Consider the following 24,674-nt stretch of genomic DNA (forward strand, 5'->3'; position numbering starts at 1 on the left):
CCACGCCGGCGACCGCTAACGACCGGTCAGCTCGCGAGGTCGACGCCGTGGACATCCAGCACATTCCCCTCGATCAGATCGACGTCATCAGCGCCCGCCTCTACGGCGAGCACGGGTATCCGCACGACGCCTGGACCCGGCTGCGCCGCGAGTCGCCCGTGCACTGGAGCCAGCCCGAGGGCTACCGCCCGTTCTGGGCGATCACCAAGCACGCCGACATCATCGAGGTCTCGAGCCAACCAGAGATCTTCCGCAGCGCCGGCCGCTTCATCCTCTTCCCCGAGGCGGCGTCCGGCTTCGGCCCCTCGATGGAGGAGGAGCCGCCGCTGCGCATGCTGGTGAACATGGATCCGCCCGAGCACCGCGAGTATCGCAAGCTGGTGAGCGCGTGGTTCACGCCGCGCGGCATCCAGCGCCTGCGGCAGCGGCTGGAGGAGATCACCGCCGAGCTGTTCGACGACCTGGCGGGCGACGGCGGCAGCCGCGAGGGCGACTTCGTCACCGACATCGCCGCCCGCCAGCCGCTGCGGATGATCACCGAGATGCTGGGCATCCCGCGCCAGCGCGAGGACTTCGTCCTGCGCATCACCAACGAGAACTTCGGCATCGAGGATCCCGAGTTCGCGCGCCAGGGCGACACCCGCGAGGACCGCCTCGGCTTCCTGCAGGAGGCGTTCGCCTTCCTGTCGGAGATCACCGAGGACCGCCGCCGCCAGCCGCGCAACGACCTCTCGTCGGTGCTCGCCAACGCCACCATCAACGGCGAGCCGGTGCCGCAGTTCGAGCTGTTCTCGCTCTACTTCCTGGTCATGGTCGCCGGCCACGACACCACCCGCAACGCCATCTCCAGCGGACTGCTGGCGCTGCTCGCGCACCCCGACCAGTTGGCGGCCCTGCGCCGCGCCCCGCGACTGGTCGCGACCGGCGCCGACGAGATCGTGCGCTGGACGACGCCGGTGAACCACTTCTCGCGCACCGCCACCCGCGACTACGTGCTGCGCGGCCAGCAGATCCGCGCCGGCGATTCCGTCGCCCTCTTCTACGCCTCCGCCAACCGCGACGAGGAGGTGTTCGCCGACCCGTTCGCCTTCCGCCTCGACCGCGAGCCCAACCCGCACCTCGGCTTCGGCGTCGGCGAGCACTTCTGTCTCGGCGCCCATCTCGCCCGCCTCGACCTCGAGGTCTTCTGGCGCCAGTTCGCGGAGCGCGTCGAATCGATCGAGCTCACCGCCCCGCCGCAGTTGCTGCACGCCAGCTTCGTCGGCGGCCCGAAGCACATTCCGGTGCGCTACCGCATCCGCCCGCGCTGACGGGGCGGCCGCGCGCCGAGCGGGCGCTCAGGAATCGCAGGCGCCGAGCGCGGCGGCGACGGCGGCGACGATCTCGTCGATGGTGATCGCCGCGTCGCCATTGCCGTCGATCGCCGGGCAGACCTGGAGCGGCGTCGCGCCGTTGGCGATGCCGATGGCGAGCACCAGCTCGTCGATGCCCACGGCGCCGTTGCCATCGCAGTCGCCGGCGCAGCGCGCCACCGGGCTGGCGCTGGGCGGCGCGGTCGGCGTGACCGACGGCGTCGCGCTGGGCGGCGCGGTCGCCGTGACCGAGGGCGGCGTGGTGGGGACGCGCGTGGGCGTCACGGAGACCGTCGGGGTCGCCGCGGTCGTGGTGGTCGGCGGCGGCGCCGTCGCGGTGGCGGTGCGGGTCGCGCTCGGCGCCGCGGTGCGGGTTGCGGTCGGGCGCGCCGTCGGCGTCGCCGACGGCGCGTCGACATCCACCGTCAGGATGCCCGGAACGGCGCGGACGCCCAGCAACAGGGTGCCGTCCACGTCGGCCGCGAACGGACGGTCCAGGGCGAGCGGGTAGCCGCCGGGCGGGGCCTCGGGGCGCAGCGGCGCCGCGCAGGTGAGCAGGGGACCGCCGCCGAGCACCTGCGCGGGAACCGTCTGCTCGGACACCACCAGGCGCAACCGCCGCAGATCGGGCGCGGTCGGCGGATCGCCCACCGGCGCGGCGCTGAGCGCGTGCGCGGTCACCCGCGGGTCCAGGGCGCAGCCGGGCGCCACGACGCGCACGTCGAAGACGGCGACCGGGAGGAGCAGATCGAGCGTCAGGCCGGACACGCGCTCGGTACGGTCATCGAGGCTGATGCGGATCACCGCGGCGGCGCCGGGCGCGGCCACGGCGTCGGCGGCGCGCAGCAGCACCGCCGGGGTCGACGTCGGGGTCGCGGTCGGGAACGGCGTCCGCGGCGTCAGGGTGCGGGTCGGAGTGCGCGTCACCGTCGGCGTGCGCGTGACCGTGCCGGTCGCGCTCACGGTCGGCGTCGGGCTGGCCGTCGCGGTGACGCTCGGCGTCGCGGTCGGCGTATCGCTCGGCACCGGCGTCGGCGAGGCCGTCGCGGTGGCAGTGGGCGCCACCACCTCGATCGCGCCGCTGCTCCCCGCCACCGCCAGGGCGCGGCCGACCACGCCGGTGGCGCGCGGCGCCAGCAGGCGCAGCGGGTAGCTGCTCCCCGGCGCGGCGGTGGGCGCGATCAGGAAGGTGCAGGCGTAGAAGAGCCCGGCCGGCAGCGCGCCGCCGCCGGCCGGGCGGAAGACCAGGGCGCGCAGGCGGGTGCACGTCCCCCCGGACTGCGTCACGCAGGTGAAGCTCGGCGGCAGAATCGGCGCCAGCGCGGGGTTGGCGACGCAGTCGAGATCGCCATCGGCGCGGATGCGAATCGGGGTCGACGCGGTGAGCTCGATGTCGTTGCCGCCACCGATGACCGTCTGGTCGGCGGGATCGATCCGCACGTCGATAGTGACCGCGCCCCCGGGCGTGCCACGCCCGCTGCCGACGGCGATCTCGACCGGCGCGGCGGCCGCGGCGTTCGCCGTCGCGATCAGCAGCACGAGCAGCGCGCGGACCATGATCGTGGGGAGTCCTAGCCGGGATCACCAGGCGATGCCACGCCGCGCCGCCGACCGGCGCCGGCGCCCGGGTTGCTCGCCCGGTCGCCCGCCGCTAGTGCACCGTCGTTGAGATAGGGTTGAGCAGGTTGCCGGTCATCGGCGGTCCTCGCGAGGAACGCCGACGCAGGAATATCGGGAATATTCCAAGGAGGCGTGACGCTGCGAGGGACGCCGAGGGCCGGCAAAATGCTTGAGCCTATCTCAACGACGGTGCACTAGACGGCTGAGGGCGGCACGCGCATGGGATTTCTCTTCGTCGATCGGATCGAAGCGCTGGACGAGCACGGGGCGCGCGGCACGTTCGACCTCGCCGCCGGCGACGGCGCCCTGCCGCCCTGGCTGGTGCTCGAGGCCGTCGGTCAGCTCGCGGCCTGGGTGGCTATGGCGCGCACCGACTTCCTCAGCCGACCGGTCGCGGCCCTGATCGGCGACGCGGCGCTCGATCGGTCGCTCTGGCGCGAGCGCGCCGAGGGGCCATTGCTGCTCGCGGCGCGGCTCGAACGCATCGACAGCCGCGCCATCCTCTACAACGGCACCGCGCGCTGCGGCGGACGGGTCATCGCCGAGCTGTCACGGTGCGTCGGTCCCCTGCTGCCGGTGGCGCTGTTCGACGATCCCGACCGGGTGCGCGCGCACCTCGGCGCGCTGCGCCGCGGCGAAGCCGTGTCCGGACACGAGCCGATGCCGCTGCCGGCGGCCGAACCGGTCGAGGTCGAGGCCAACGGGCTGCGCCGGACACGACTCGTCGTGCCGGCGACCGCACCCTACTTTCCGGAGCACTTCCCCCGCCGGCCGGTGTTTCCCGCCTCGCTGCTGGCGGCGACGCTCGATCGCCTCGCGGCGCCGGCCGCGGCGGCGGCGCTCGGCGTCGGCGCCGCGTGCACCGTGGCCGTGCACGACTACAAGGTCCGCGCCTTCTGCGAGCCGGGGAGCGCGCTCGAGCTCAGCGCCGAACCGCAGGCGGTGGTCGACGGGCTCGCCTCGATCCGCGTCCACGCCGCGGCCGGCGGCAAACGCACCGCGAGCGGTCGTTTCGACTACCGCGTGGCGTCGTGACCGACCCGGCGGCGCCCGCCCGCCGGCCGCCGCCGTCGCCGGCGCCGGCCCGCATCCTGATCAAGGAGGTCAACTGGCTCGGCGACCTGGTGATGACGCTGCCGGCGCTGCGCGCCCTGCGACGCGCCTTTCCGCGCGCCGCGCTCGCGGTGCTGGTCAAGGAGGAGCTGGCGAGCTTCTTCGACGGCACGCGCTGGATCGACGAGGTGCTCGGCTACCGCGTCCGCCGCGGGCTCGCCGGGTTCGCCGACCGGCGCCGCATCGTGGCCGACATCCGTCGCAACCGCTTCGACCTGGCGATCCTTCTGCCGCGCAGCTTCGAGGCGGCGCTGTGGGCGCGGCTGGGGCGCGTGCCGAAGCGCGTCGGCTACGTCGCCGATCGCCGCGGCCCGCTGCTGACGCACCCGGCGGTGCGCGGCGCGGCGGTGTTGCAGCAGCACCAGGTGCAGGACTACCTGCACCTGCTGCACGCCACGCTCGGCATCGTCGGCGATCCGGCGGAGTGCGGCATCGACGTCGACCCGCGCCATCGCGCCAGCATGGACGGCTGGCTGGCGGCCCACCGCCGGCGGCGCGGCCCGCTGTTGGCGCTCGCTCCGGCCGCCGCCTACGGTCCGGCGAAGGAATGGCCGGCGGCGCGCTGGAGCGCGCTCGCCGACCGCCTGGCGGATCGCCACGGCGGCGAATGCGTGCTGGTGGGCGCGCCCGGCGAGCGCGCGCGCTGCGCGCAGATCGCCGCCGGCACGCGCCAGGGGGCGCTGGTCGCCGCCGGCGAGACCAGCATCGGTCAGATGGTCGCCCTGCTGGCGCGCTGCCAGGGATTCGTCGGCAACGACTCCGGCGCCGCGCACGTCGCCGGCGCCCTCGGCATTCCGACCGTGGCGCTCTTCGGCTCGACCAACCCGCAGCGCACGGCGCCGCTCGGCCCGCGCACCCGCGTCGTCTACCACCACCTCGACTGCAGCCCGTGCATGGAACGCACCTGCCGATTCGGCCACTACGACTGCCTGCGGCGGATCGAGGTGCCGGAGGTCGAGCACGCGCTGCTCGCGCTCGGGGCGCTGCCGGGCAGACCGTGAGTTGGTGACGCGCGCGCGCCGGCGCGCGGACTCAGCCGTAGGCGCGCTGCACGAAGAGGAAGACGCCGGCGGTGAGGATCGCGAAGGAGCCGTACTCGATGATCGGGCGCTGCAGGCGGCCGTCGCCGATGCGCCAGGCGTACTGGAGCAGGGGCCAGAGCAGGAGCACGCAGGCGACCTGGCCGAGCTCGACGCCGAGGTTGAACCCGAACAGCGTGACGGCGAGGCGCTCGCTCGGCAGTTGCGCCTCGAGCAGCACGCCGGCGAAGCCGAAGCCATGGACGAGGCCGAACAGGAAGGCGACGGCGGCGCGCAGCGGCGCCGGGCGGTCGAGGGTCGCCAGCAGCGCGAAGTAGCAGCCGGCGAAGAGGGCCAGGCCGAGTAGCGTGAGCGCCGGCACGGCGCCGCGGCCACTGGCGGCGAGCGCGGCGAGAGCGAGCAGGACCAGCACGACCGCCCAGCGCACGGCGCGGCGGCGGCCGCCGGCGAGCCACAGGTTCTCGGTGGCGACGAGCGCGATCGACAGGCCGATCAGCGCCTCGATCGCGCCGCGCGGAGGGCGGGCGACGCCGAACACGGCGAGCGCCAGCGTCAGGCTGTGGGCGATGGTGAAGCCGGTGACGATGCGGACGACGTCGCCCAGACGGCCGCCGAGCAGGATCAGGCCGAGCAGGAAGACGAGGTGATCGTAGCCGGTGAGAATGTGTTCGATGCCGAGCGAGACGATCGACAGGAACGAATCGGCGAGCGGCGCCGGGCCGCCGGCGGCGGCGACCGTCCAGGTCTCGGCGCCGGCGGAGAGCACGCGCTCGAGCGCCGCGCCGTCGGCGAAGCGCAGGCGGGCGAAGTGGAGATGCGACGGCGCCTCGGCGCGCAGCAGGTCGCTGCGCACTTGCAGCGCCGTACCCTCCGGACAGGTGAGCTCCCAGTCGAAGACCACCTGGTCGGGCGCCGCGGTGAGGCGCTGTGGCGGTCGCGACACCGCGCAGGGCGCGCCGTCGCTGCGCGCGGTCAGCCTCTGCGACAGGTACAGACCGAGGCGGGTGTTGACGTCCGGGCCGGCCGCCGCCGCCCAGGGCAGCCGGGAGACGTCGAGGGCGGCGAGGCGCGCGGTGACGCGGATCCGCGGCGGCGCGATCTCCCACGTCGAATACGAGACCGTCCGCTCGTGCGCGGCGGCGGGCGCGGCGACCAGCAGCAGGAGCAGCGCGGCGCGGCGGATGGAGCTCACGGCAGCGGCTCGCGGAGCGTGATCGCGGCGCCGGCGCGCAGCTCATCGAGATAGCTGCGCAGCGCCTGCTCGCTGGCCTGGCGCTGGAATTCGGCCGCCACCTGCGGCCGCACGTCCTCGAACGCCGGCGCGCTGTCGGCCTGGCGTTCGGCGACCTGCAGGACGTGATAGCCGGTGCCGGAGCGCACCGGGTCGCTGACCTCGCCGACGTCCAGCTCGAGGGCGGTGCGCAGCGCGGTCGGACCGAGGTAGTCGCGGAGCTTGCCCGGCGGCAGCGCCGCATCCGGCAGCGGCGCCAGCGGCGGGTCGCCGAGGGCCGCCTGCACGGCGTCGATCGACTCGCCGGCGCGCAGGCGCTGCGCCGCCTGGTCGGCCCGCGCCAGCGCCGCCGGGTCGCTCGGGGTGGTGACGCGGATGAAGACCTGGCGCACGCGCAGGCGGCCGGGGCCGGCGAAGACGTCGCGGTGGGCGTCGAAGAAGGCCCGCAGCTCCGCGTCGCTCGGCTGGCGCTCGCTCGCCTGGCTGGCGATGCCGTCGATCACCGTCTGCGTCAGGTCGGCGCGCACGCGACGGTCGAGGCGCGGCAGATCGAGCGTCAGTCCGCGCTGCACCAGCAGCTCCTCCTCGATCAGCCGGTCCAGCACGCGCTGCTTGTCCGCCGCCTCGAGCGGCGCCCGGCGATCGCCGGCGACGGCTTCGCACATGCGGACGTAATCCTCGGTGCGGATCGGCGATTGGTTGACCAACGCCACCACGTCGGGCGGCAGGGACGTGCCGCCGGAGGCGGTGAGCCCCGCCGCCGCCAGCAGGGCGCCGAGCACCGCGCCGGCGGCGAGCAGCGCCGTCGGGCGGCGTGGACCGGTCTTCGTCATCGTGTCAGCTCTCTCGCCGCCGGCGGCGCATCGGTCAACCGCGCCGGCCGCGGTCCTCCACAGGACGCGCCGGCGCCGCACTTTGCAAGCGTCGCGACGACACGATACAGAGCGCCAACTGTTGTTGGGGGGAGGATCTATGCCGAAGAGCGTCTGCCAGTGGCTGAGTGGGGCCGCCGTGCTGCTCGTCGCCTCGGCGGCCTGGGCGCAGCTCGCGCAGGACATCACCGATGCGGTGAAGGACGGCGTTCCGGTCGTCGGACTGGACGTCGGCGCGGCGCTGCCGATTTCATCCTTCCGCAGCTCCGGCGATCCCGGCGGCTCCGTGTCGCCCTGGGTGGGATGGCAGATCGGCAGCGGCGCCGGTTTCACGATCACGCCGGTCCTGCAGGCGCAGTACGCCGGCTTCACCAAGAGCTCGTCGAACAACGACGCCCCGAGCTTCACCTCGCTCGGCGGCGGCGCCCGCGCGGCGCTGAACGACGAGGCGGCCGAGATCTACTTCGGCGCCGGCGGCAACTATTACTGGGCGACCAGCGGGCCGCTCGACAACGGCGGCGGCTTCAACCTCAACGGCGGCGTCAACTACGAATTCTGGCGCGGCACGGCGCTCGGCATCTTCGCTCGCTACGACCAGGTGTCGGTCAACTCGACGCCCAGCGACGACCTGACCAAGTTCATGACCACCGGCCTGGAGGTGCGGCATCGGTTCCTCCCCGAACCGCCACCGCCCCCACCACCGCCACCCGCTCCGGTCGCGGCGGCCCCGGCCCCGCCGGTGAAGAAGAAGATCGTGCTGCGCGGCGTCAATTTCGACTTCGACAAGGCGAACATCCGCGCCGACGCGGTGCCGATCCTCGAAGAGGCCGCGAAGACCCTCAAGGAGGAGAGCGAGCTCACGGTGTCGGTCAACGGGTACACCGACAGCGTCGGCACCGAGGCGTACAACCTCCGCCTCTCGGAGCGCCGCGCCGACGCGGTGAGAGCATACCTGGAGAAGCTGGGCGTCGCTGGCTCGCGCCTCACCGCCAGGGGCTTCGGCAAGTCCAACCCGGTGGCGAGCAACGAGACCGCCGAGGGCCGGGCGCAGAACCGCCGCGTCGAGCTGATCGTCAATCCCTGACGCCTTCCCCCGGCGTGCGACATCCTGTCATCCGGCGGCCGGCGCGTGCTAGCAATCGCGAATGTCGTTTCGCGCCCATCTGCCGATCGAGGTCCTGCCACCGCCGGGCACCGGCGCCACCCTGCCGCGGCGTGAGTTCCTGCGCCTGCTGAGCGCCGCGCTGGGCGGAATCGCGGCGCTGTCCGTGTTGCCGGCGCGCCGCGCCTTCGCCGGCGCGGTGCCGGCGCCGATCTTCCCCGACGGCATCAAGTCGGGCGATCCGAAGCCCGGGAGCGGGGTGATCTGGACGCGCGTCGCGCCGCTACGGGACGGTCCGGCGACCGTCCTGTGGTCGGTGGCGGAGGACGCCGCGATGCAACAAGTGGTCGCCGGCGGCATGGTGAGCGCCGACCCGGCACGCGGCCACACCGTGACCGTCCCGGTGCGCCGCCTGCGCCCGGATCGCTGGTACCACTACCAGTTCGAGCACGAAGGCGTGGCGTCGCCGGTGGGGCGGCTGCGCACCGCGCCGGCGGTCGGCACGCGACCGGATCGGCTGCGCTACGCCTTCGCGAGCTGCCAGCAGCGCAACGACTCGTACTACGTCGCGCACCGCGCCATCGCCGCCGAGGGCGTCGACTTCCTGCTCCACTTGGGCGACTACGTTTACGTGAGCGACGGCGGCACGCTGACGCTCGATGACTACCGCGGCGTCTACCGCCGCTTCCACTCCAATCCCCTGCTCCAGGAGTTGCAGGCCGCCGTGCCGCTGGTGGCGGTCTGGGACGACGGCGAGTTCTACAACGGCGTCGACGCCACTGGCCCGGCGGAACGCCTCGCCGCGGCGCGCACGGCCTGGTTCGAGCACATGCCGGTGCGGCGGCCCCGCAACGACCGCGTCTTTCGTACCGTCCGCTGGGGACGGCTCGCCGAGCTGCACGTCCTCGACACGCGCCAGTACCGCGACCCCGAGGTGCCGGCGAACACTCGCTTCGGCGACATCATCGACGCCCAAGACACGGCGCTGCCGCCGGGCGAGCAGATGTTCGCGCCGGGCCGCACGACGCTCGGCGCGCGCCAGAAGCGCTGGCTGAAGCGCAACCTCACGCGGCGCCGCGCCACCTGGCAGCTTATCGGCAGCAGCTACGACATGGCGCCGTGGAAGCTCGTCGATCGCGACACCCCCGAGCTGCGCGCCATGGATCCGATGCTGCAGCGCAACGGCGGCATCTACGTCTCGAACGAGGCGTGGGACGACTACCAGGCTGAGCGCCGCGAGTTGATGGAGCACATCGACCGCCACAGCGTCGCCAACGTCGTGGTGACCAGCGGCCACACCCATTTCTACAAGGCGAGCGAGATCATGCCCGACTTCGACGACCCGACGTCGCCGATCACCGCCGTCGAGTTCGTCACCGGCTCCCTCACCGCCGATCCCGACCCACGCACCATCGCGCCGGAGGCGCTGCTGCACGTCGCGGAAGCCATCATGCTCGGCGCCAACGCGCCGTATCTCAAGCAGGTCGATCTGCTGCACCAAGGCTATGGGCTGGTCGACATCACGCCCGAGGAGACGATCGTCGACTTCCGCGTCCTCGACACCTTCGATCCCGACGCCACCGCCAGCACATTCGCCCGCTTCCGCGTGGTCACCGGCCGGCCCGGCATCGAACAGGTGCTGTGACTCGACGCGAGGAGCGATCGGCCCAGTGATCCGCCACCGGCCCGAGTCCGGCGGCGCCGCGGATTGGGCGCGGAGAGTCAAACGGCGTCACCCGGCCCAACGCGCCCGCACGGCGGCGCGATGGATCTTGCCGCTGTCGGTGCGCGGCAGGGCGTCGACGAGCTCGAGCTGCTCGGGCAGCTTCGGTTTGGCGAGCCCCGCGGCGAGGAGGAACCGCGCGAGCTCGGCGAGGGTGAGCACGGCGCCGGCGCGGGGGAGCACGACGGCGCAGGCGCGCTCGCCGGTCCGCGAATCCGGGAGCGCGACGACGCACACCTCGGCGACGGCGGGATGGCGCGCGATCGCGGCCTCCAGCTCCGCGAGGCTGAACTTCTCGCCCTTGCGGATGACGATCTCCTTGAGCCGACCGCTGATGCGCAGGTAGCCGGCGGCGTCGACCGCGCCGAGATCGCCGGTGCGGAACCACCCGTCGGCGGTGAAGGCATCGGCGTTGAGGGCGGGATCGGCGTAGCCGACGCAGCACTCCGGACCGCGCGCCTGCACTTCGCCCTCGCCGCCGGGTGGCAGGGGGCGGCCACGGTCGTCGACGATGCGCAGCTCGGCGGGAGCGATGACGCGCCCCTCGCTGACGCCCCCCATGGTCTCGGCATCGGTCACGTCGGTGGTGGTGATGGTCGGAAACTCCGTCGAGCCGTAGACGCGTTTGGCGACGCAGCCGAGCGCGACGCGGGCGCGGCGGACCAGCTCGGTGGATACCGGCGCGCCGCCGCACGAGAACAGGCGCAGCGAGGTGCCGCCGGCGGGGGCGCGGTCGCTGAGGTCCTGGAGGAACGTCGGCGCGCCGACCATGTAGCTGATCCGCTCGGCGGCGATCAGCGACAGAGCGGCCACGGCATCCCAGCGCTCCATCAGCACGACGCTGGTGCCGAGCAGCGCCGGCGTCAGGATGGCGTGGATCACCCCCGAGATGTGGGTGAGGGGGGACGGCATCAGGGTCCGATCCGCGGGCGTGAGGGCGTGCACGCGCTCGAGGCTGCGCACCTCGGCGAGCAGCGTGTTGTGGGTGTGCAGCACGCCCTTGGGATCGGCGGTGGTGCCGGAGGTGTACATCAGCATCAGCAACCCGTCGGGATCGACGGCGACCGACGGCGCCGGCGCGTCGGCGAGGAGATCGGCGAACGGCTGCGTCCCGTCCGGCGCGGGCGCGCGAACGACCAGCACCGTGCGCAGCGCCGGGGCGTCGGCGCGCAGGCGTGCGATCAGCGCCGGATGGTCGCAGCCGCGGAGCTCGCCGGGGATGGCGAGCACGCGGGCGGCCGACTGGCGGAGGGTGAAAGCCAGCTCGCGCTCGCGGAACATCGGCAGGAGCGGATTCACGACCGCGCCGATGCGCGCCGCGGCGAGGAACAGAACCGCGGCCTCCCACCAGTTCGGCAGTTGGTAGGCGACCACGTCGCCGCGCTCCACGCCCAGGCGTCGCAGCCCCTGCGCGACCGCGGCCGACCGGCGATCCCAGTCGGCAAAGGTCAGGCGGCGGTCGCCATCGATCAGCGCCACGCGCGCGCCATGGGCGCGGCAGGTGCGCGCGAAGCAGGCGCCGAGGGGCTCGTCGCCCCACTCGCCGGCGGCGTGGCGGCGCCGGATCTGTTCCGGCGCGAGGGCTGTGGGGCGGAGCGTCATGGCCGTCCGCCCTCTGTGCGCCACCGCGTCCCCGGTGGTCAATGGTCGTCGTTGCAAGTCGTCCGGGCGCCTCGCTATCGTCCAGCGAGTGGGCATGACGACCCGGTTTGACTCGCTTCAATCAAACGCCCTATAAGCCGCTGCGCTTTCCGGCGGGATCCAATTCAGTGGGAGCAGTGTCACGAAGAATGGCGTTGGCGCTGGCGTGCGGCCTGAGCCTCGCGGCCGCGATCGTGTCGCCGAGTGGCGCGGCGACGACGCCGGCGGGCGCCGCCCGGCTGAAGGACAATCTCTACGGCGCCAAGTTCGTCGATCCCGACTCGGGGTGGGTGGTCGGCGGCTTCGGAACCATCTTCCGCACCGATGACGGCGGTCAGACCTGGTCGCCGCAGGCGTCGAAGACCTCCGAGCACCTGTACGACGTCGACTTCGTCGACTCGCAGCGCGGCTGGGTGGTCGGGCGGTCGGGCACCATCCTGCACACCGACGACGGCGGCAAGACGTGGACGCCGCAGCAGTCCGGCGTCGGCATCGAGAAGCACCTCTTCAGCGTCGACTTCGCCGACGCGCAGCACGGGGTCGTCGTCGGCGACTGGGGCGTGATCCTCACCACCAGCGACGGCGGCCGCACGTGGGAGGACCACTCCCTGCCGGACGACGTGATCCTCAACGACGTTTCGATGGTGGACCCGCAGCGCGGCTGGATCGCCGGGGAGATGGGCACGGTGCTGCGCACCGAGGACGGCGGGCACACCTGGACGCCGCAGACGACGGGCGTCGACAAGACGCTGTTCGGCATCTACTTCGCCGACCCGCAGCACGGCTGGGCGGTCGGCATCGACGCGCTGATCCTGCACACCGACGACGGCGGCCAGACGTGGGTGGTGCAGCACGGCTCGACCGAGATCCACGAGCTGGAGCAGGTGGGATTCAGCTCGGCGTATGACAATCCGAGTCTGTACGCGGTGCAGGTCGTGGGCGACCTGGGCGTGGCCGTGGGCGAGATCGGAGCCGTGTACACCAGCGCCGACGGCGGCCGCACCTGGGTGCGGCGGCCGGGCGAGGCGAAGGGCGGGCCGAAATGGTTCCGCGCGCTGTCGCTGGTGCCCGGGACGCACGGCGTGATCGTCGGCGCCGGCGGGGAACGGCTGCGCATCGTGCAGGGACGGGTCGAGTCACCGGACGGGGGGACGCGTGCTGCCGAGACACTTCATTGAAGCGTATCTCCGCTTCCTGCTCCGCTACCGGATTCCGGTCGCGGTGGTGGTGTCCGTCATCACCGGCTTCTTCATCTGGTTCATCGGCGCCCAACTGACGATCTTCACCAACTTCTTCGACCTCTACCCGCCGAAACATCCCTACATCGAGGTCTACCAGAAGTACCGCAAGATGTTCGGCACCTCGAACGTCCTGCTGATGACGGTCGAGGCCAAGGACGGCGACCTGTTCTCCGATCCCGACGTCATCAAGACCGTCGACCGCATCACCATCGACCTCCTGCACAAGGTGCCGGGCGTGAACGGCGAGCAGGTGATGTCGATCACGCACCCGAAGATCAAGACCACGCTGACCACCGGCGCCGGGCTGAAGACCGTGCCGCTGACCTATCCGCGGCTGCCGGAGGACAAGGAAGATCTCGAGTTCTTCCGCCGCAAGGTCGATACCACCGAGGGCGTGCGCGGCTTCCTCGTCTCGCAGGACGACAAGGCGACGCAGATCATCGCCGGCTTCTGGGAGGAGTACTTCGACCTCGGCGGCATGTGGAAGCAGGTGCAGGAGATCGTCGCCCGCGAGGAAGCGGGCGGCAAGGTGAAGATCTACGTCTCCGGTCCGCCGGTGCTCTTCGCCTACTTCGGCGACGCCGTGCACGTCATGGTGTGGTACCTGATCGGCACGCTGGCGCTGATGATCCTGCTGCTGGTGTTCTACTTCGGCACCGTCCAGGGCGTGATCATCCCCACCTTCTCCGCCCTGCTCAGCGCCATCTGGGGCCTCGGGTTCGCCGGCCTGTTCGGCTACAGCCTGGACCCGCTGGTCATCGTCGTCTTCGTGCTCATCACCGCCCGCACCCTGAGCCACTCGGTGCAGTCGATGGAGCGGTACCACGAGGAGTACTTCCGCTGCCACGACAAGCACACGGCGATCATGCGCTCCTACATCAGCCTGTACGCGCCGGCGATGGTGTCGATCATCGCCGACGGCCTGGCGATCATGACCATCGCCGTGGCGACGATCCCGCTGATGCAGAAGCTCGCCTTCGTGTCGGCGTTCTGGATCATCTCGATCTTCATCAGCGTCGTCACCCTGCACCCGATCATCCTGAGCTTCGTGCGGCCGCCGAAGACCCACAACACCAACAGCGCCTTCAACCGCATGGCCAACGCCGTGGGCCGCCGCCTGGTGACCCTGGCGATCGGCAACATGCGCTACGCCGTGGTGGCGCTGTTCGTCGCCACCATGGTCTTCGGCGTCTACTTCGCGCACCAATTGCGGACCGGCGACACCTCGCCGGGCATGGCGCTGCTGTATCCGGATCACCCGTACAACGTCGCCTCCGCCAAGGCGAACCACTACTTCGTCGGCAACAGCCCGCTGGTCATCATCGCCGAGGGCAAGAAGCCGGGCGCCATCAAGGACGCGGCGACGCTGAACCAGCTCGACCTCTTCCAGCGCTACATGGAGCAGGGCGAGGGGGCCGGCGGATCCGTCACCGCGACCACCATGCTGAAGACCATCTTCCGCGTCTTCCACGAGGGCGACCCGAAGTGGGAGATGTTGCCGACGCGCAACGATCACGTCGGCCAGCTCTTCTTCATGGTCACCGCCGGCACGCGCCGCGGCGAGCTCGATCGCTTCTTCTCGCCCGACTACACCAACGCGACGATCACCGTCTTCTACAAGAACTACGACCACGAGACGATCAAGGGTGCGATCGAACGCGCCAAGGAGTACATCGCCACGCACGCGCGGCCCGAGGACAGCGTCCGGTACCGCCTGGCCGGAGGCCTCTTCGGCATCCTCGCGGCGCAGATCGAGGAGGTGGACTGGTCGTACGAAGTGAACGTGCCGCTGATCTTCCTCGTCGTCTTCCTGCTCAGCTACCTGACCTACTGGTCGGTGCTCGGCGCGCTCATCGTGATGCTGCCGTCGATCGTCGCCCAGCCGCTGTCGGAAGCGGTGATGTACCTCGTGGGCATCGACTTCAACATCAACTCGCTGCCGGTCGCGGCGATCGGCATCGGCATCGGCATCGACTACGGCTATTACGTGCTCAGCCGCATCGTCGAGGAGTACGAGGTGACGCGCGATTTCGACGAAGCCAACCGCCGCACCCTCACCACCACCGGCGAAGCGGTGATGTTCACCGGCCTCACCATCACCACCAGCATGGTGCTGTGGCTCTTCCACCCGTTGAAGTTCGAGGCGCAGATGGCGTTCCTGCTGATGATGCTGATGGTGTTCCACGCCATTGGCGCGCTCGTCTTCATCCCGGCGATGGTCTCGCTGCTGCGGCCGCGCTTCGCGACCCAGCGCGCCGACCAGCGGGCCGATCTGGCCGTCGAGGCCTGACGGGGGACGTGCCGAGGTGACGACGGAGCGCCGGGCACGGCCGACGCCCGCTGCGTCAGCACGTCGGGATCTCGGCGCGGCTTCCCCATGGACTTCCGGCTGACCGCCGCCGAGGATGCCTTCCGCGACGACGTGCGGCGCTGGCTGGCCGTCGCGCTGCCGCGCTTCCTCGCGGTGCCGGCGCAGCGCGAGCCGCGCACCGCGGCCGAGCGCATCGCCGCCTCGAAGGCCTGGCAGCGGACGCTGCACGACGGCGGCTGGGCGGGCATCACCTGGCCGCGGGCGCACGGCGGACGCGGCGCCAGCATCGTCGAGCACCTGATCTTCAACGAGGAGTGCGCCGCCGCCGGCGCGCCGGACAGCATCAACCTGGCGGTGGCCCTCGGGCTCGCCGGGCCGACGATCATGGCCTGCGGCACCCCGCAGCAGCAGGCGCGGTTCCTGCCGCGCATCCTGGGCGGCGACGACATCTGGTGCCAGGGTTTCTCGGAACCGAACGCCGGCTCCGATCTCGCCGGCCTGCGCACCCGCGGCGTGCTCGAGGGCGACGTCATCGCCGTCACCGGGCAGAAGATCTGGACCAGCTTCGCCCAGTACGCCGACTGGTGCATCCTCGTCGTCCGCACGGATCCGAGCGCCGGCAGGCACCGCGGCCTCACCTTCCTGCTGGTCGACATGAAGAGCCCCGGCATCACCATCCGGCCGCTGGTCGAGATGACCGGCGAGGCGTGGTTCAACGAGGTGTTCTTCGACGACGTGAAGGTGCCGCGCGCGAACGTCGTCGGCGAGATCCACAAGGGGTGGGACGTCGTCCTCACCACCCTCGCCCACGAGCGCGGCGGCTCGGCGCCGCACGCGCGCCTGCGGCGCGAGCTCCACGGCCTGCTGGACCTCGCCCGTCGCCGGCCGCGCGACGGCGTCGCCGCGGCGCGCGATCCGCGCACCCGCCAGGATCTGGCGCAGCTCGCGGTCGAGGTCCAGATCGCCAAGCTGACCGCCTACCGCAACGTCACCGTCATCCAGCGCACCGGCAGGCCCGGTCCCGAGGGGTCGATCCTGAAGCTCTTCTGGAGCGAGCTCGAGCAACGCCTGATGGAGACGGCCTGCGCCGTACTCGGCCCGCATGCCTCGCTCGCCGGCGATGAACCGCGCGGCGTCGACGCCAACGTCTGGACCCGCGAGCTGTTGTGGACCCGCTCGGCGACGATCTATGCCGGGACGTCCGAGGTGCAGCGCAACATCATCGCGCAGCGAGTGTTGGGGTTGCCGCGAGCCTGAGGGAGAGACCGCCCCGCGGAAGCGGAATCACGGCGTCGACGCCCCTCCGGGCCTCGGGGCCGCCGTGGGGCAGAATCTGGAGTGAACGCATGGAGATCATCGACGTGTGGACGCAGTACCTGTCGCCGACGCCGCCGGAGAAGCGCTCGGTGGCGGCGGAGAACGTGTTCCGCAACTACGGGCGGCTGGACTGGTACCACAACGGCACCGACGTGGCGCAGATGCTCGACGACATGGACCGCAATGGCGTGCGGCTCGCCTGCATCTCCGGCGAGCCGGCGCACGTGCGCGAGGCGGTGCGCCGCCACCCCGACCGCTTCATCGGCGAGTACCATGCCGATCCCACCAACATCATGGCGGCGGTGCGCGGCCTCCAGGAGCACGTCGAGACGTACGGCTTCAAGGTGCTGCGCATCGAGCCGTTCATGTGGCGCAAGCCGCCGACCGACCCCTGCTACTACCCGCTGTACGCCAAGTGCATCGAGCTCGACGTCGCCTTCCAGACCCAGGTCGGCCACACGGGGCCGCTCTTCCCGTCGGAAACCGGCCGCCCGATCTACATCGACCAGGTCGCGCTCGACTTCCCCGAGCTGCGGATCATCTGCGGCCACATCGGCTGGCCGTGGACCGAGGAGATGATCGCCGTCGCCTGGAAGCATGCCAACGTCTACATCGACACCTCGGCGCACGCCCCCAAGCACTACCCCGCCGAATTCGTCCACTTCATGAAGACGTTCGGCAAGAAGAAGGTGCTGTTCGCCACCGACTACCCGCTGCTGCCCTTCGACCGGGTGCTCGCCGAGCTCGACGCGCTCGAGCTCTCCGACGAGGTGCGGACGTTGTTCCTGCGCGACAACGCGCGCCGCGCGCTCAAGATCGGCTGACGCTGCTCGGCCTTCCGGCTCGTCCTTCGTCCTTCAGCCTGCCCAGGAGATCACGATGTCGTTCGAAGCCATCACCTACGTCCTCGAGAACCAGGTCGCGTGGATCACCCTCAACCGGCCGGACGCGCGCAACGCGGTGAACGACGCGATGCGCGAGGAGCTGCTGCAGGTCCTGACCGATGCGCGCACCAATCTCGACATCCGCGCCCTCGTGATCACCGGCGCCGGCAAGGGATTCTGCACCGGCGCCGACCTCAGCCGCCGCGGCAGTGGGCCGCAGGGGCCGGGGGCGGCGCGCGAGATGCTGCGCACCCGCTCGCAGCGGCTGATCCGCGCCGTCTGGGAGCTGGAGAAGCCCGTGATCGCCGCGGTCAACGGCGTCGCCGCCGGCCTGGGGGCGCACCTGGCCTTCGCCTCCGACATGGTCATCGCCGCCGCGGAGTCCAAGTTCATCGAGATCTTCGTCCGCCGCGGCATCGCCATCGACGCCTGCGGTGCCTACCTGCTGCCGCGGCTGATCGGCCTGGCGAAGGCGAAGGAGCTGGTCTTCTTCGGCGACGACCTCGCGGCCGACGAGGCGCTGCGCATCGGCCTGGTGAATCGCGTCGTGCCCGGGACGCAGCTCCTGGCGGCGGCGCGCGAGTGGGCGGAGCGGCTGGCGACCGGTCCGACGTACGCGATTGGCATGTCGAAGCGGCTCCTCAACCGCTCGCTCGAGGTCGACATGGAGACGGCGCTCGACGACGAGGCAATGGCGCAGTCCCTGGTGACCCAGTCCGAGGACACCAAGGAAGGGATGCTGTCGTTCATGGAGAAGCGGCCACCGAAGTTCACCGGCCGCTGAGGCGGGGCGGTCAGGCGCGCTCGTAGCGCCAGCCGTCCTCGCGCATCCACAGGCGATGGCGCGACCCGGGGCGCTCGAGCTCGGCGTCGTCGTAGCCGGCGTCGCCGGCATAGAGGGTGACGGCACCGCCCTCGATCGGGAACAGGCGCGGCTCGAAGACCTCGAGCGGACCGCGGCCGAGCGCGGCCAGCGCCGATTGCGCGGTGCGGTGCGCCGCGATCGCCGTGATGGTCACGAAGGTCGGCGGGGGCAGCTCGATCTCGCCGGCGCGCTGGGCCGCCAGCGCCTCGGTTGGCGCCATCCAGGCGTGGTCGTGGATTTCGCCGCCATCGACCGCGACCGGCGCATCGGTCCCGGTGGCGGCAAAGAACCAGGTGTCGAAGCGCTTCGGGAGCTGCACCGGGGTCACCCAGCGCGAGATCGCCACCAGATCCCCCGGGGCGAGCACCAACCCGGCTTCCTCGCGGGCTTCGCGCACCGCGGCCCGCCGGGCGGCGGCGAGCACATCGTCGCCCGGAATCCAGTCGTCGGGGTCGAGCCGCCCACCTGGGAACACCCAGGCGCCGCCGTGGAACGACAGTTGCGCGCTGCGCCGGACCAGCAGCACCTCGCACCCCGAGGGACGGTCGCGGATCAGCACCACGGTGGCGGCGGGGTGGGCGGGAGCTGGCTCCTGGGGCATGATCGGAAGCTCTTTAAATCAGGCGAATTGTCGCTTCGCCAGGGACCGATGAAGGAGGCGGGCGAAAAAGTGTGAATCAATCCTGGGGGCGCGCCGTCTGAAAGGGCATACGTAGCGAGCAACGCGGACCCCCCCTCCGCGCGCTACGGCGCATCTGCGGAACCCGTTCCGCATGCGCCTCCTCCCCCCGAAGGCCGGCAGCCGGTCCCCCCTGGCTGCCGGCCGCTTTTTTCTGGGGGCGGAAATTTTCGTTTCCGCCGACTTTCGTCGTGAATCATCCTGGGAAGCGCGCGTCCAACCGGCTCGCGTGGCTGGTGGGACCCCCCTCCGTCACTGGCTGCGTGCGCTCCGGGCGACCGGCGCGTTGCTTCCTCCTCCCCGAGAGGGCCGGGGGCGCGATCCCGCGAAGATCGCGCCCCCGGCGTTGCCTCAGCCGGCCGCGGGCCCGGGATGGAAGAAGCAGTCCGGAGACGGCACCAGCCACATCGTCTCCGACTCGGCGCACATGCGCTCGGATCGTTCGCGCCAGCCGCGCAGCTCCGGATCGCCCGCCCAACCGTCCATCATCCGGCAGAGGTGGCGGAAGTCCGGCGCCGCCCACAGGACGAGCACCTCGTCCGATCGCATGGGCACGGAGTAGGCACCCATGAGGGTGCATTCACGATCGCGCAGCAACGACGCGAAGCTCTCGCGCACCGTCGCAAGATAGGCCTCGCGTTGCCCCGGCTGTGTTCGCGCCAGGGTGTGCACACAGACCCAGGCCCTGAGACCGTCGGCGCGCAATTGGTCACGGGTGGGCGACCCGGGCGCCGGTTCGAGGATGCGGTCGAACCCGCCGCTGCGCCACTGCGTTGCCTTGGCCCACCACGGCGCCAGTGCCGCGTCGACCCGTCCGGGCAGGAACTGCCGCTCGAGGGTCCCGGCCCACTGCTCCCAGCCGTCCATTTCCCAGAGGTTCACCACCCGCGGCCAGCGATGGGTGCTGCCGATCACCTTCCAGGTCCCCATCAGGCGGGACATGCCCTCGCGCTCCGAGTGGCGTGCCCGTTCGCCGACGGTCTCGAGGTACGATTCCTGCCCGGCGCCGATGATGTCGATGATCTCGTGCAGATAGAGCATGGCGCGACGACATCGGGAAATGCGGGACGAATGTCAAAGCGCGAGCGGGCGACGCGAGAACGCCACCACGCGGCCGCGGAGAGCGCGGTCCGGTGTCTCGTACCGAGAATCCCCCACCTGCCGCCGCGCCACCCCGCCGCGTTGACAGTCCGAGCCGCGCGCTGGTATCGCGGCTAACGCTCGTTAGCCCGATGTCGATCAACGGACCCGACACCAGCGCCCCGCCCGCTTCCGTCGCCGCCGCGCTGCGCGCCCGCGCCGAGGACTGCGCCGACCGCATCTTCCTTCGCGCCGACGACCGCTCGTGGACGTTCGCCGCCGCCCATCGCGAGGCCTGCCGCTACGCCAACCTCTTCCTCGCGCGACGCGGCGACGGCCCCTTTCACGTCGGCGCGCTGATGGACAACCTGCCGGCCTTCGTGTTCGCCGAGCTGGGGTGCGCCCTCGCCGGCGCGACGCTGGTCGGGCTCAACCCGACGCGCACCGGCGACGCCCTGGCGCGCGACATCGAGTATGCCGACTGCCAGCTCGTCCTCACCGAGGCGCGCTATGCCGACTCGCTGCACGGCGCCATCGGCGCCCGTCTGCCGGTGCTGCTCGCCGACGGCCCGGCGCCGTCGCTGGCGGCGGCTCTGGCGAGCGCCGACGACCGCGACCCCGGTCTCGAGATCGCCGCCGACGCGCTGCTGATGATCGTCTTCACCTCCGGCACCACGCGCGCCCCCAAAGGCGTGCTCAACAGCCAGGGTCGACTGATGATGCTGGGCTGGGGCGCGTGCCTGCAGATGTGCCACGCCACCGCCGACGACGTCATCTACTGCGCCATGCCGCTCTACCACGGCAACGCGCAGGTCCTCGCCTTCGCGCCGCCCCTGGTCAGCGGCGCCTCGCTGGCGCTGGCCCGGCGTTTCAGCAAGTCGCGCTTCCTCGCCGACATCCGCCGCTACGGCGCCACGCTGTTCAACTACGTCGGCAACCCGCTCGCCTACATCATGGAGACGCCCGCACAACCGGATGACGCCGACAACCCGCTGCGTCTAGCCTACGGCAACGAGGCCCCGCGCCAGTACATCGCCGCTTTCGCCGAGCGCTTCGGCTGCGAGGTGATCGACGGCTACGGCTCCAGCGAGGTCGGGGTCGGTTTCTCGCGCACCGCCGATGATCCGCCGCGCAGCCTGGGCCGCGCGCCGGGCGTGAGGATCATCGGCGAGGACGGCCGCGAGTGCCCGCCGGCTCGGCTCGGTGGCGATGGCCGGCTGCTCAATCCCGATGAGGCGGTCGGCGAAATCGTCAACACCAACGGCCGCTTCCTCTTCGAGGGCTACTACAAGGACGAGCAGGCGACCGCCGATCGTACCCGCGGCGGTTGGTTCCGCACCGGCGACCTCGGCTACGCCGACGCTGACGGCTACATCTACTTCGCCGGCCGCGACGCGGAATGGATCCGCGTCGGCGGCGAGAACTTCCTCGCCCGCCCGATCGAGGAGGCGCTGGCGCAACACCCGGACGTGCTGCTGGTCAGCGTCTACGGCGTGCCCGATCCGGAGGCCGGCGACCAGGTGATGGCCGCCATCGTCCTCCGTCCCGGCGCGCATTTCGATGCCGCCGCGTTCTCGCGCTTCCTCGACGCGCATCGCGGCCTGCCGCCGCGCTGGCGTCCGATGTTCCTGCGCATCGCGTCGCAGTTGCCGATGACCGCAACCAACAAGATTCTCAAACGGACGCTGCGGCGGGAGAAGTTCCTCCTCGATCGCGTCGCCGATCCGCTGTACTGGCGGCCGCGCGGCGCCGAGACGTTCGCGCCCTTCACCGCCGCCGACCTGCAGACCCTGCGCACCCGCTTCGCCAACGCCGGTTACGCCGATCGCCTGGAGGAGTGAGATGAGCACCCCGCACGGCCTCGCCTTCGCGCCGGTGAAGATCGGCGTCCTGATCGACATGGACATGGGCACCAAGGCCGACTTCCTGGCGACCCTGTGCTTCGCCTTGGACGAGGCCCACGAGCAGAAGATCATCACCCGCCCCGTCGAGCTGGTCGTCGAGGAGGCCGTCGGGCTGCCGCGCCTCGAGGCGAGAAATGCGATCGACGGCTATCGCCGTCTGGTCGACGCCGGCGTGTTGGCGACCATCGGCCCGCTCATCACCGACAACTCGCTGGCGCTCGCGCCGGTGATCAACGAGCTCGGCGTGCCGGCGGTCACCTGGACGGGCACCGATCGCTACTTCGGAGAGTACTGCTTCAACCTCGGCAACGGCGGCCTCGCCGAGGAGGCGGCGCTGATGGCGACCTGGATCCGCCGCCAGGGCTTCAAGACGGTGGGGATGATCCACGAGATCAGCCCCGGCGGCGTCGAGTACGCCGGCAATTTCCGCTGGTTCGCCGCCCGCGAGGGCGTCGACATCCTGATCGAGGCCTACACGACACAGGTGCCGGACGACCTCGAGACGACGCTGCGCAAGATCCGCGACCAGCGCCCCGATTGCCTCGCCTATCTCGGCTACGGCTACCCGACCATCCTCATGGCGCCGATGTTTCCGCGCCTCGGCTGGAACCCGCCGCGCGTCATGACCACCGCCTTCCAGTTCTGTTACGCCAAGCCGGAGTGGATGGCGGCGCTCGAGGGCTGGCACGGCGTCGACCAGATCTGCGAGGACAACCCGCGGCTGGCGCCGATGCTGCAGCGCTTCAAGGCCAGGACCGGCAGCACCAAGGATCACACGGTCATCGCGCTCAGCTATGACACCGCCCGCCTGCTCGCCGAGGGCATCGCCCGCGCCAACCTCCTCACCCCGCGCGGCGTGAAAGAGGGCCTCGAGAAGGTGCGCATGCTGCCCGCCGTCAACGGCGGCCCCCGCACCCACATGAGCCTCGGCCCCTTTGACCACAAGGCCTACAAGGGCGACTGGCTGCTGATCCGCAAGATCGAGAACGGCAAGACCCGCTTCGTGGAGCTCTATGAGCCCTGACTCGAGCCGCAGAGACCGCCCGGAGCCCGCGATGCCCCACTGCGACGTCGCGCCCCACCGGCGCGTCCGCCGGGCGCGGGTCGTCGACGACGCCTGATGCCGCTCCCGACCTCGCTCGACTTCCTCGCCCTGCAGCGCGCCCGCCGCGGCCCGCGCGGGGGATTGATCCACCGCGATCGCCACGTCGCCTACGGCGCCCTGCACGCCGAGGTCCAGGCGCTGGCGACCTGGCTGGCGCGGCGCGGCCTCGGCGCGCGCCAACACGTCGGCGTCATGGCGGGCAACTCGCCGGCGATGGTCGTGGCATCGTACGCGGCCTGGAATGTCGGCGCCGCCAGTGTCCCGATCGCCGTGCGCTCCACCGCCGCGGAAGCGGCGCGGCTCCTGACCCACTCGCGCGCCGCGGCGCTGATCTGTGATCCGGCGCGGGTCGAAGTCGCCCGCGAGGCCGGCGCCGCCGCCGGCGTCCCGGTGTTCGCCATCGAGGCCACGTTGCCATTGCGGCCACGCGTCGCCCGCCGTGCCCCCGCGGCCGCGGCGCGCGCCAGCCGCGCCCCGCGGGCCCAGGACCTCGCCGTCCTCGCCTACACCTCCGGCACCACCGGCGCGCCGAAGGGCGTGATGATCCGCCATGCGCACCTGCAGTGGGCGGCGCTCGCCTGCGCCACCGCGCGCGGCGACACCCAGGACGGCGTCGGCGCCAGCATCAGCCCGCTCACCCACACGCCGGTCTTCGTCTCCCACCTGCTCTGCCGGATCCTGAGCGGCGCCACCACCGTGTTGCTGGAGAAGTTCGACCTGCCGACGCTGCTCGAGCAGGTCGAGCGCCACGGCATCACCGACCTGCCGCTGATCGGCGGCATGACCTTCGAAATGGTGGCGATGGGCGACCTCCCCGGCGGCGTGCGGCGCACCGTGCGCAAGGTCAGCGTCGGCGGCGCGCCGACGCCGATGACCACCAAACGCGCCCTCGCCGAGCTCTACGACGACGCCGAGATCATCGAGGCGTACGGCCAGACGGAATCCACGGACGGCGTGACCATGGCGCGCGGCGGCACCATCTTCGAGCGCCCGGGCACCGTCGGCCGCCCCAATCCGTACGTCGTCGTCGCCGTGCGCCGCGCCGATGGCCGCCTCGCCGCGGCCGACGAGGAGGGCGAGATCGTGGTCGGCGGACCGACCGTCATGGCGGGCTACTACCGCGACGCCGCCGCCACCGCCGCCACCCTGCGCGACGGGTGGCTGCACACCGGCGACCGCGGTCGTCAGGACGGCGACGGCTACGTCTTCATCACCGGCCGGATGAAGGACCTCATCATCACCGGCGGCGAGAACGTGTCGCCGATCGAGGTCGAGGAGGTGCTGCGCGCCCACCCGGACGTGGACGACGTCGCGGTGATCGGCACGCCGCACCCGAAATGGGGCGAACAGGTCACCGCCATCGTCGTCGTCCGCGGCGGCGCCCGCCTCGACGCCGCCGCCATCGCCGACTTCGCCGGTCAGCGCCTCGCCGGCTTCAAGAAGCCGCGCCGCGTCGAGTTCGTCGATGCGCTGCCCCGCAACGCCGCCAAGAAGGTGATGACCGGCGTCCTGCGCGAGCAGTTCAAATGACGTCGTGCACCGCCGAGACGAGGACACGGCCTCCCGTGCAGCCGTCATCCGGCCTCGCGTCTCG

19 protein-coding genes are annotated in these 24,674 nt (G+C 71.6%); 13 read left to right on the top strand and 6 right to left on the bottom strand.

Going from position 1 to position 24,674, the window contains the following annotated elements:
• Positions 1 to 47 precede the first annotated feature (47 nt).
• Entirely contained in the window at positions 48 to 1,310 is a 1,263-nt protein-coding gene (locus KF840_01435; protein MBX3023551.1) for a cytochrome P450, read from the top strand.
• A gap of 27 nt (positions 1,311 to 1,337) precedes the next feature.
• On the opposite strand, the gene KF840_01440 is transcribed toward KF840_01435, so the two are convergent.
• Positions 1,338 to 2,909, bottom strand: coding sequence for a hypothetical protein (locus KF840_01440; protein MBX3023552.1), 1,572 nt, complete (start codon positions 2,907 to 2,909; stop codon positions 1,338 to 1,340).
• Between the two features lie 282 nt (positions 2,910 to 3,191).
• Here KF840_01440 and KF840_01445 point away from each other — a divergent pair, with 282 nt between their 5' ends.
• Together KF840_01445 and waaF are read left to right on the top strand one after the other, a co-directional pair.
• Positions 3,192 to 4,007 (top strand): hypothetical protein, encoded by an 816-nt coding sequence (locus KF840_01445; protein MBX3023553.1) that lies wholly within the window; start codon positions 3,192 to 3,194, stop codon positions 4,005 to 4,007.
• Entirely contained in the window at positions 4,004 to 5,086 is a 1,083-nt protein-coding gene (gene waaF, locus KF840_01450) for a lipopolysaccharide heptosyltransferase II (protein ID MBX3023554.1), read from the top strand. The genes KF840_01445 and waaF overlap by 4 nt, the downstream gene beginning before the upstream one ends.
• A 31-nt stretch (positions 5,087 to 5,117) precedes the next feature.
• On the opposite strand, the gene KF840_01455 is transcribed toward waaF, so the two are convergent.
• Together KF840_01455 and KF840_01460 are read right to left on the bottom strand one after the other, a co-directional pair.
• Positions 5,118 to 6,317, bottom strand: coding sequence for a HupE/UreJ family protein (locus tag KF840_01455; protein ID MBX3023555.1), 1,200 nt, complete (start codon positions 6,315 to 6,317; stop codon positions 5,118 to 5,120).
• Positions 6,314 to 7,189, bottom strand: coding sequence for a peptidyl-prolyl cis-trans isomerase (locus KF840_01460; protein MBX3023556.1), 876 nt, complete (start codon positions 7,187 to 7,189; stop codon positions 6,314 to 6,316). Before KF840_01460 ends, KF840_01455 begins: the two co-directional genes overlap by 4 nt.
• Positions 7,190 to 7,328: 139 nt before the next feature.
• Between KF840_01460 and KF840_01465 the strand changes: the two genes are divergently transcribed.
• Together KF840_01465 and KF840_01470 are read left to right on the top strand one after the other, a co-directional pair.
• A complete protein-coding gene (locus KF840_01465; GenBank protein ID MBX3023557.1) occupies positions 7,329 to 8,312 on the top strand; it encodes an OmpA family protein in 984 nt (327 codons plus the stop codon).
• A gap of 61 nt (positions 8,313 to 8,373) precedes the next feature.
• Positions 8,374 to 9,975, top strand: coding sequence for an alkaline phosphatase D family protein (locus KF840_01470; GenBank protein ID MBX3023558.1), 1,602 nt, complete (start codon positions 8,374 to 8,376; stop codon positions 9,973 to 9,975).
• A gap of 87 nt (positions 9,976 to 10,062) precedes the next feature.
• On the opposite strand, the gene KF840_01475 is transcribed toward KF840_01470, so the two are convergent.
• A complete protein-coding gene (locus KF840_01475; protein ID MBX3023559.1) occupies positions 10,063 to 11,655 on the bottom strand; it encodes an AMP-binding protein in 1,593 nt (530 codons plus the stop codon).
• 176 nt (positions 11,656 to 11,831) lie between these two features.
• Between KF840_01475 and KF840_01480 the strand changes: the two genes are divergently transcribed.
• The 5 genes from KF840_01480 (at position 11,832) to KF840_01500 (ending at position 18,231) form a co-directional block, all read left to right on the top strand.
• On the top strand, positions 11,832 to 12,872 hold the full coding sequence (locus KF840_01480) for a hypothetical protein (protein MBX3023560.1): 1,041 nt from the start codon (positions 11,832 to 11,834) through the stop codon (positions 12,870 to 12,872).
• Positions 12,850 to 15,225, top strand: a complete 2,376-nt coding sequence (locus KF840_01485; protein ID MBX3023561.1) for an MMPL family transporter — start codon at positions 12,850 to 12,852, stop codon at positions 15,223 to 15,225. The genes KF840_01480 and KF840_01485 overlap by 23 nt, the downstream gene beginning before the upstream one ends.
• An 87-nt stretch (positions 15,226 to 15,312) precedes the next feature.
• On the top strand, positions 15,313 to 16,503 hold the full coding sequence (locus KF840_01490) for an acyl-CoA dehydrogenase family protein (protein MBX3023562.1): 1,191 nt from the start codon (positions 15,313 to 15,315) through the stop codon (positions 16,501 to 16,503).
• Between the two features lie 89 nt (positions 16,504 to 16,592).
• Complete coding sequence (locus tag KF840_01495) at positions 16,593 to 17,387, top strand: amidohydrolase (GenBank protein ID MBX3023563.1); 795 nt, start codon at positions 16,593 to 16,595, stop codon at positions 17,385 to 17,387.
• A 55-nt stretch (positions 17,388 to 17,442) separates the two neighbouring features.
• A complete protein-coding gene (locus tag KF840_01500; protein MBX3023564.1) occupies positions 17,443 to 18,231 on the top strand; it encodes an enoyl-CoA hydratase/isomerase family protein in 789 nt (262 codons plus the stop codon).
• A 10-nt stretch (positions 18,232 to 18,241) separates the two neighbouring features.
• On the opposite strand, the gene KF840_01505 is transcribed toward KF840_01500, so the two are convergent.
• Positions 18,242 to 18,913 (bottom strand): NUDIX domain-containing protein, encoded by a 672-nt coding sequence (locus KF840_01505; protein ID MBX3023565.1) that lies wholly within the window; start codon positions 18,911 to 18,913, stop codon positions 18,242 to 18,244.
• A gap of 429 nt (positions 18,914 to 19,342) precedes the next feature.
• The gene (locus tag KF840_01510) at positions 19,343 to 20,032 is read right to left on the bottom strand and encodes a hypothetical protein (protein MBX3023566.1); all 690 of its coding nucleotides are present in this window, start codon (positions 20,030 to 20,032) and stop codon (positions 19,343 to 19,345) included.
• 191 nt (positions 20,033 to 20,223) lie between these two features.
• Here KF840_01510 and KF840_01515 point away from each other — a divergent pair, with 191 nt between their 5' ends.
• The 3 genes from KF840_01515 to KF840_01525 all read left to right on the top strand — a co-directional run bounded on the left by KF840_01515 (position 20,224) and on the right by KF840_01525 (position 24,610).
• Positions 20,224 to 21,912: an AMP-binding protein gene (locus tag KF840_01515; protein MBX3023567.1), complete on the top strand. Its 1,689-nt coding sequence runs from the start codon at positions 20,224 to 20,226 to the stop codon at positions 21,910 to 21,912.
• A gap of 1 nt (position 21,913) precedes the next feature.
• The gene (locus tag KF840_01520) at positions 21,914 to 22,999 is read left to right on the top strand and encodes an ABC transporter substrate-binding protein (GenBank protein MBX3023568.1); all 1,086 of its coding nucleotides are present in this window, start codon (positions 21,914 to 21,916) and stop codon (positions 22,997 to 22,999) included.
• Positions 23,000 to 23,095: 96 nt separating this feature from the next.
• Complete coding sequence (locus KF840_01525) at positions 23,096 to 24,610, top strand: AMP-binding protein (protein ID MBX3023569.1); 1,515 nt, start codon at positions 23,096 to 23,098, stop codon at positions 24,608 to 24,610.
• Positions 24,611 to 24,674: the final 64 nt, after the last annotated feature.

This window comes from bacterium, assembly GCA_019637795.1.
Taxonomy (GTDB): domain Bacteria; phylum Desulfobacterota; class Binatia; order HRBIN30; family CADEER01; genus JAHBUY01.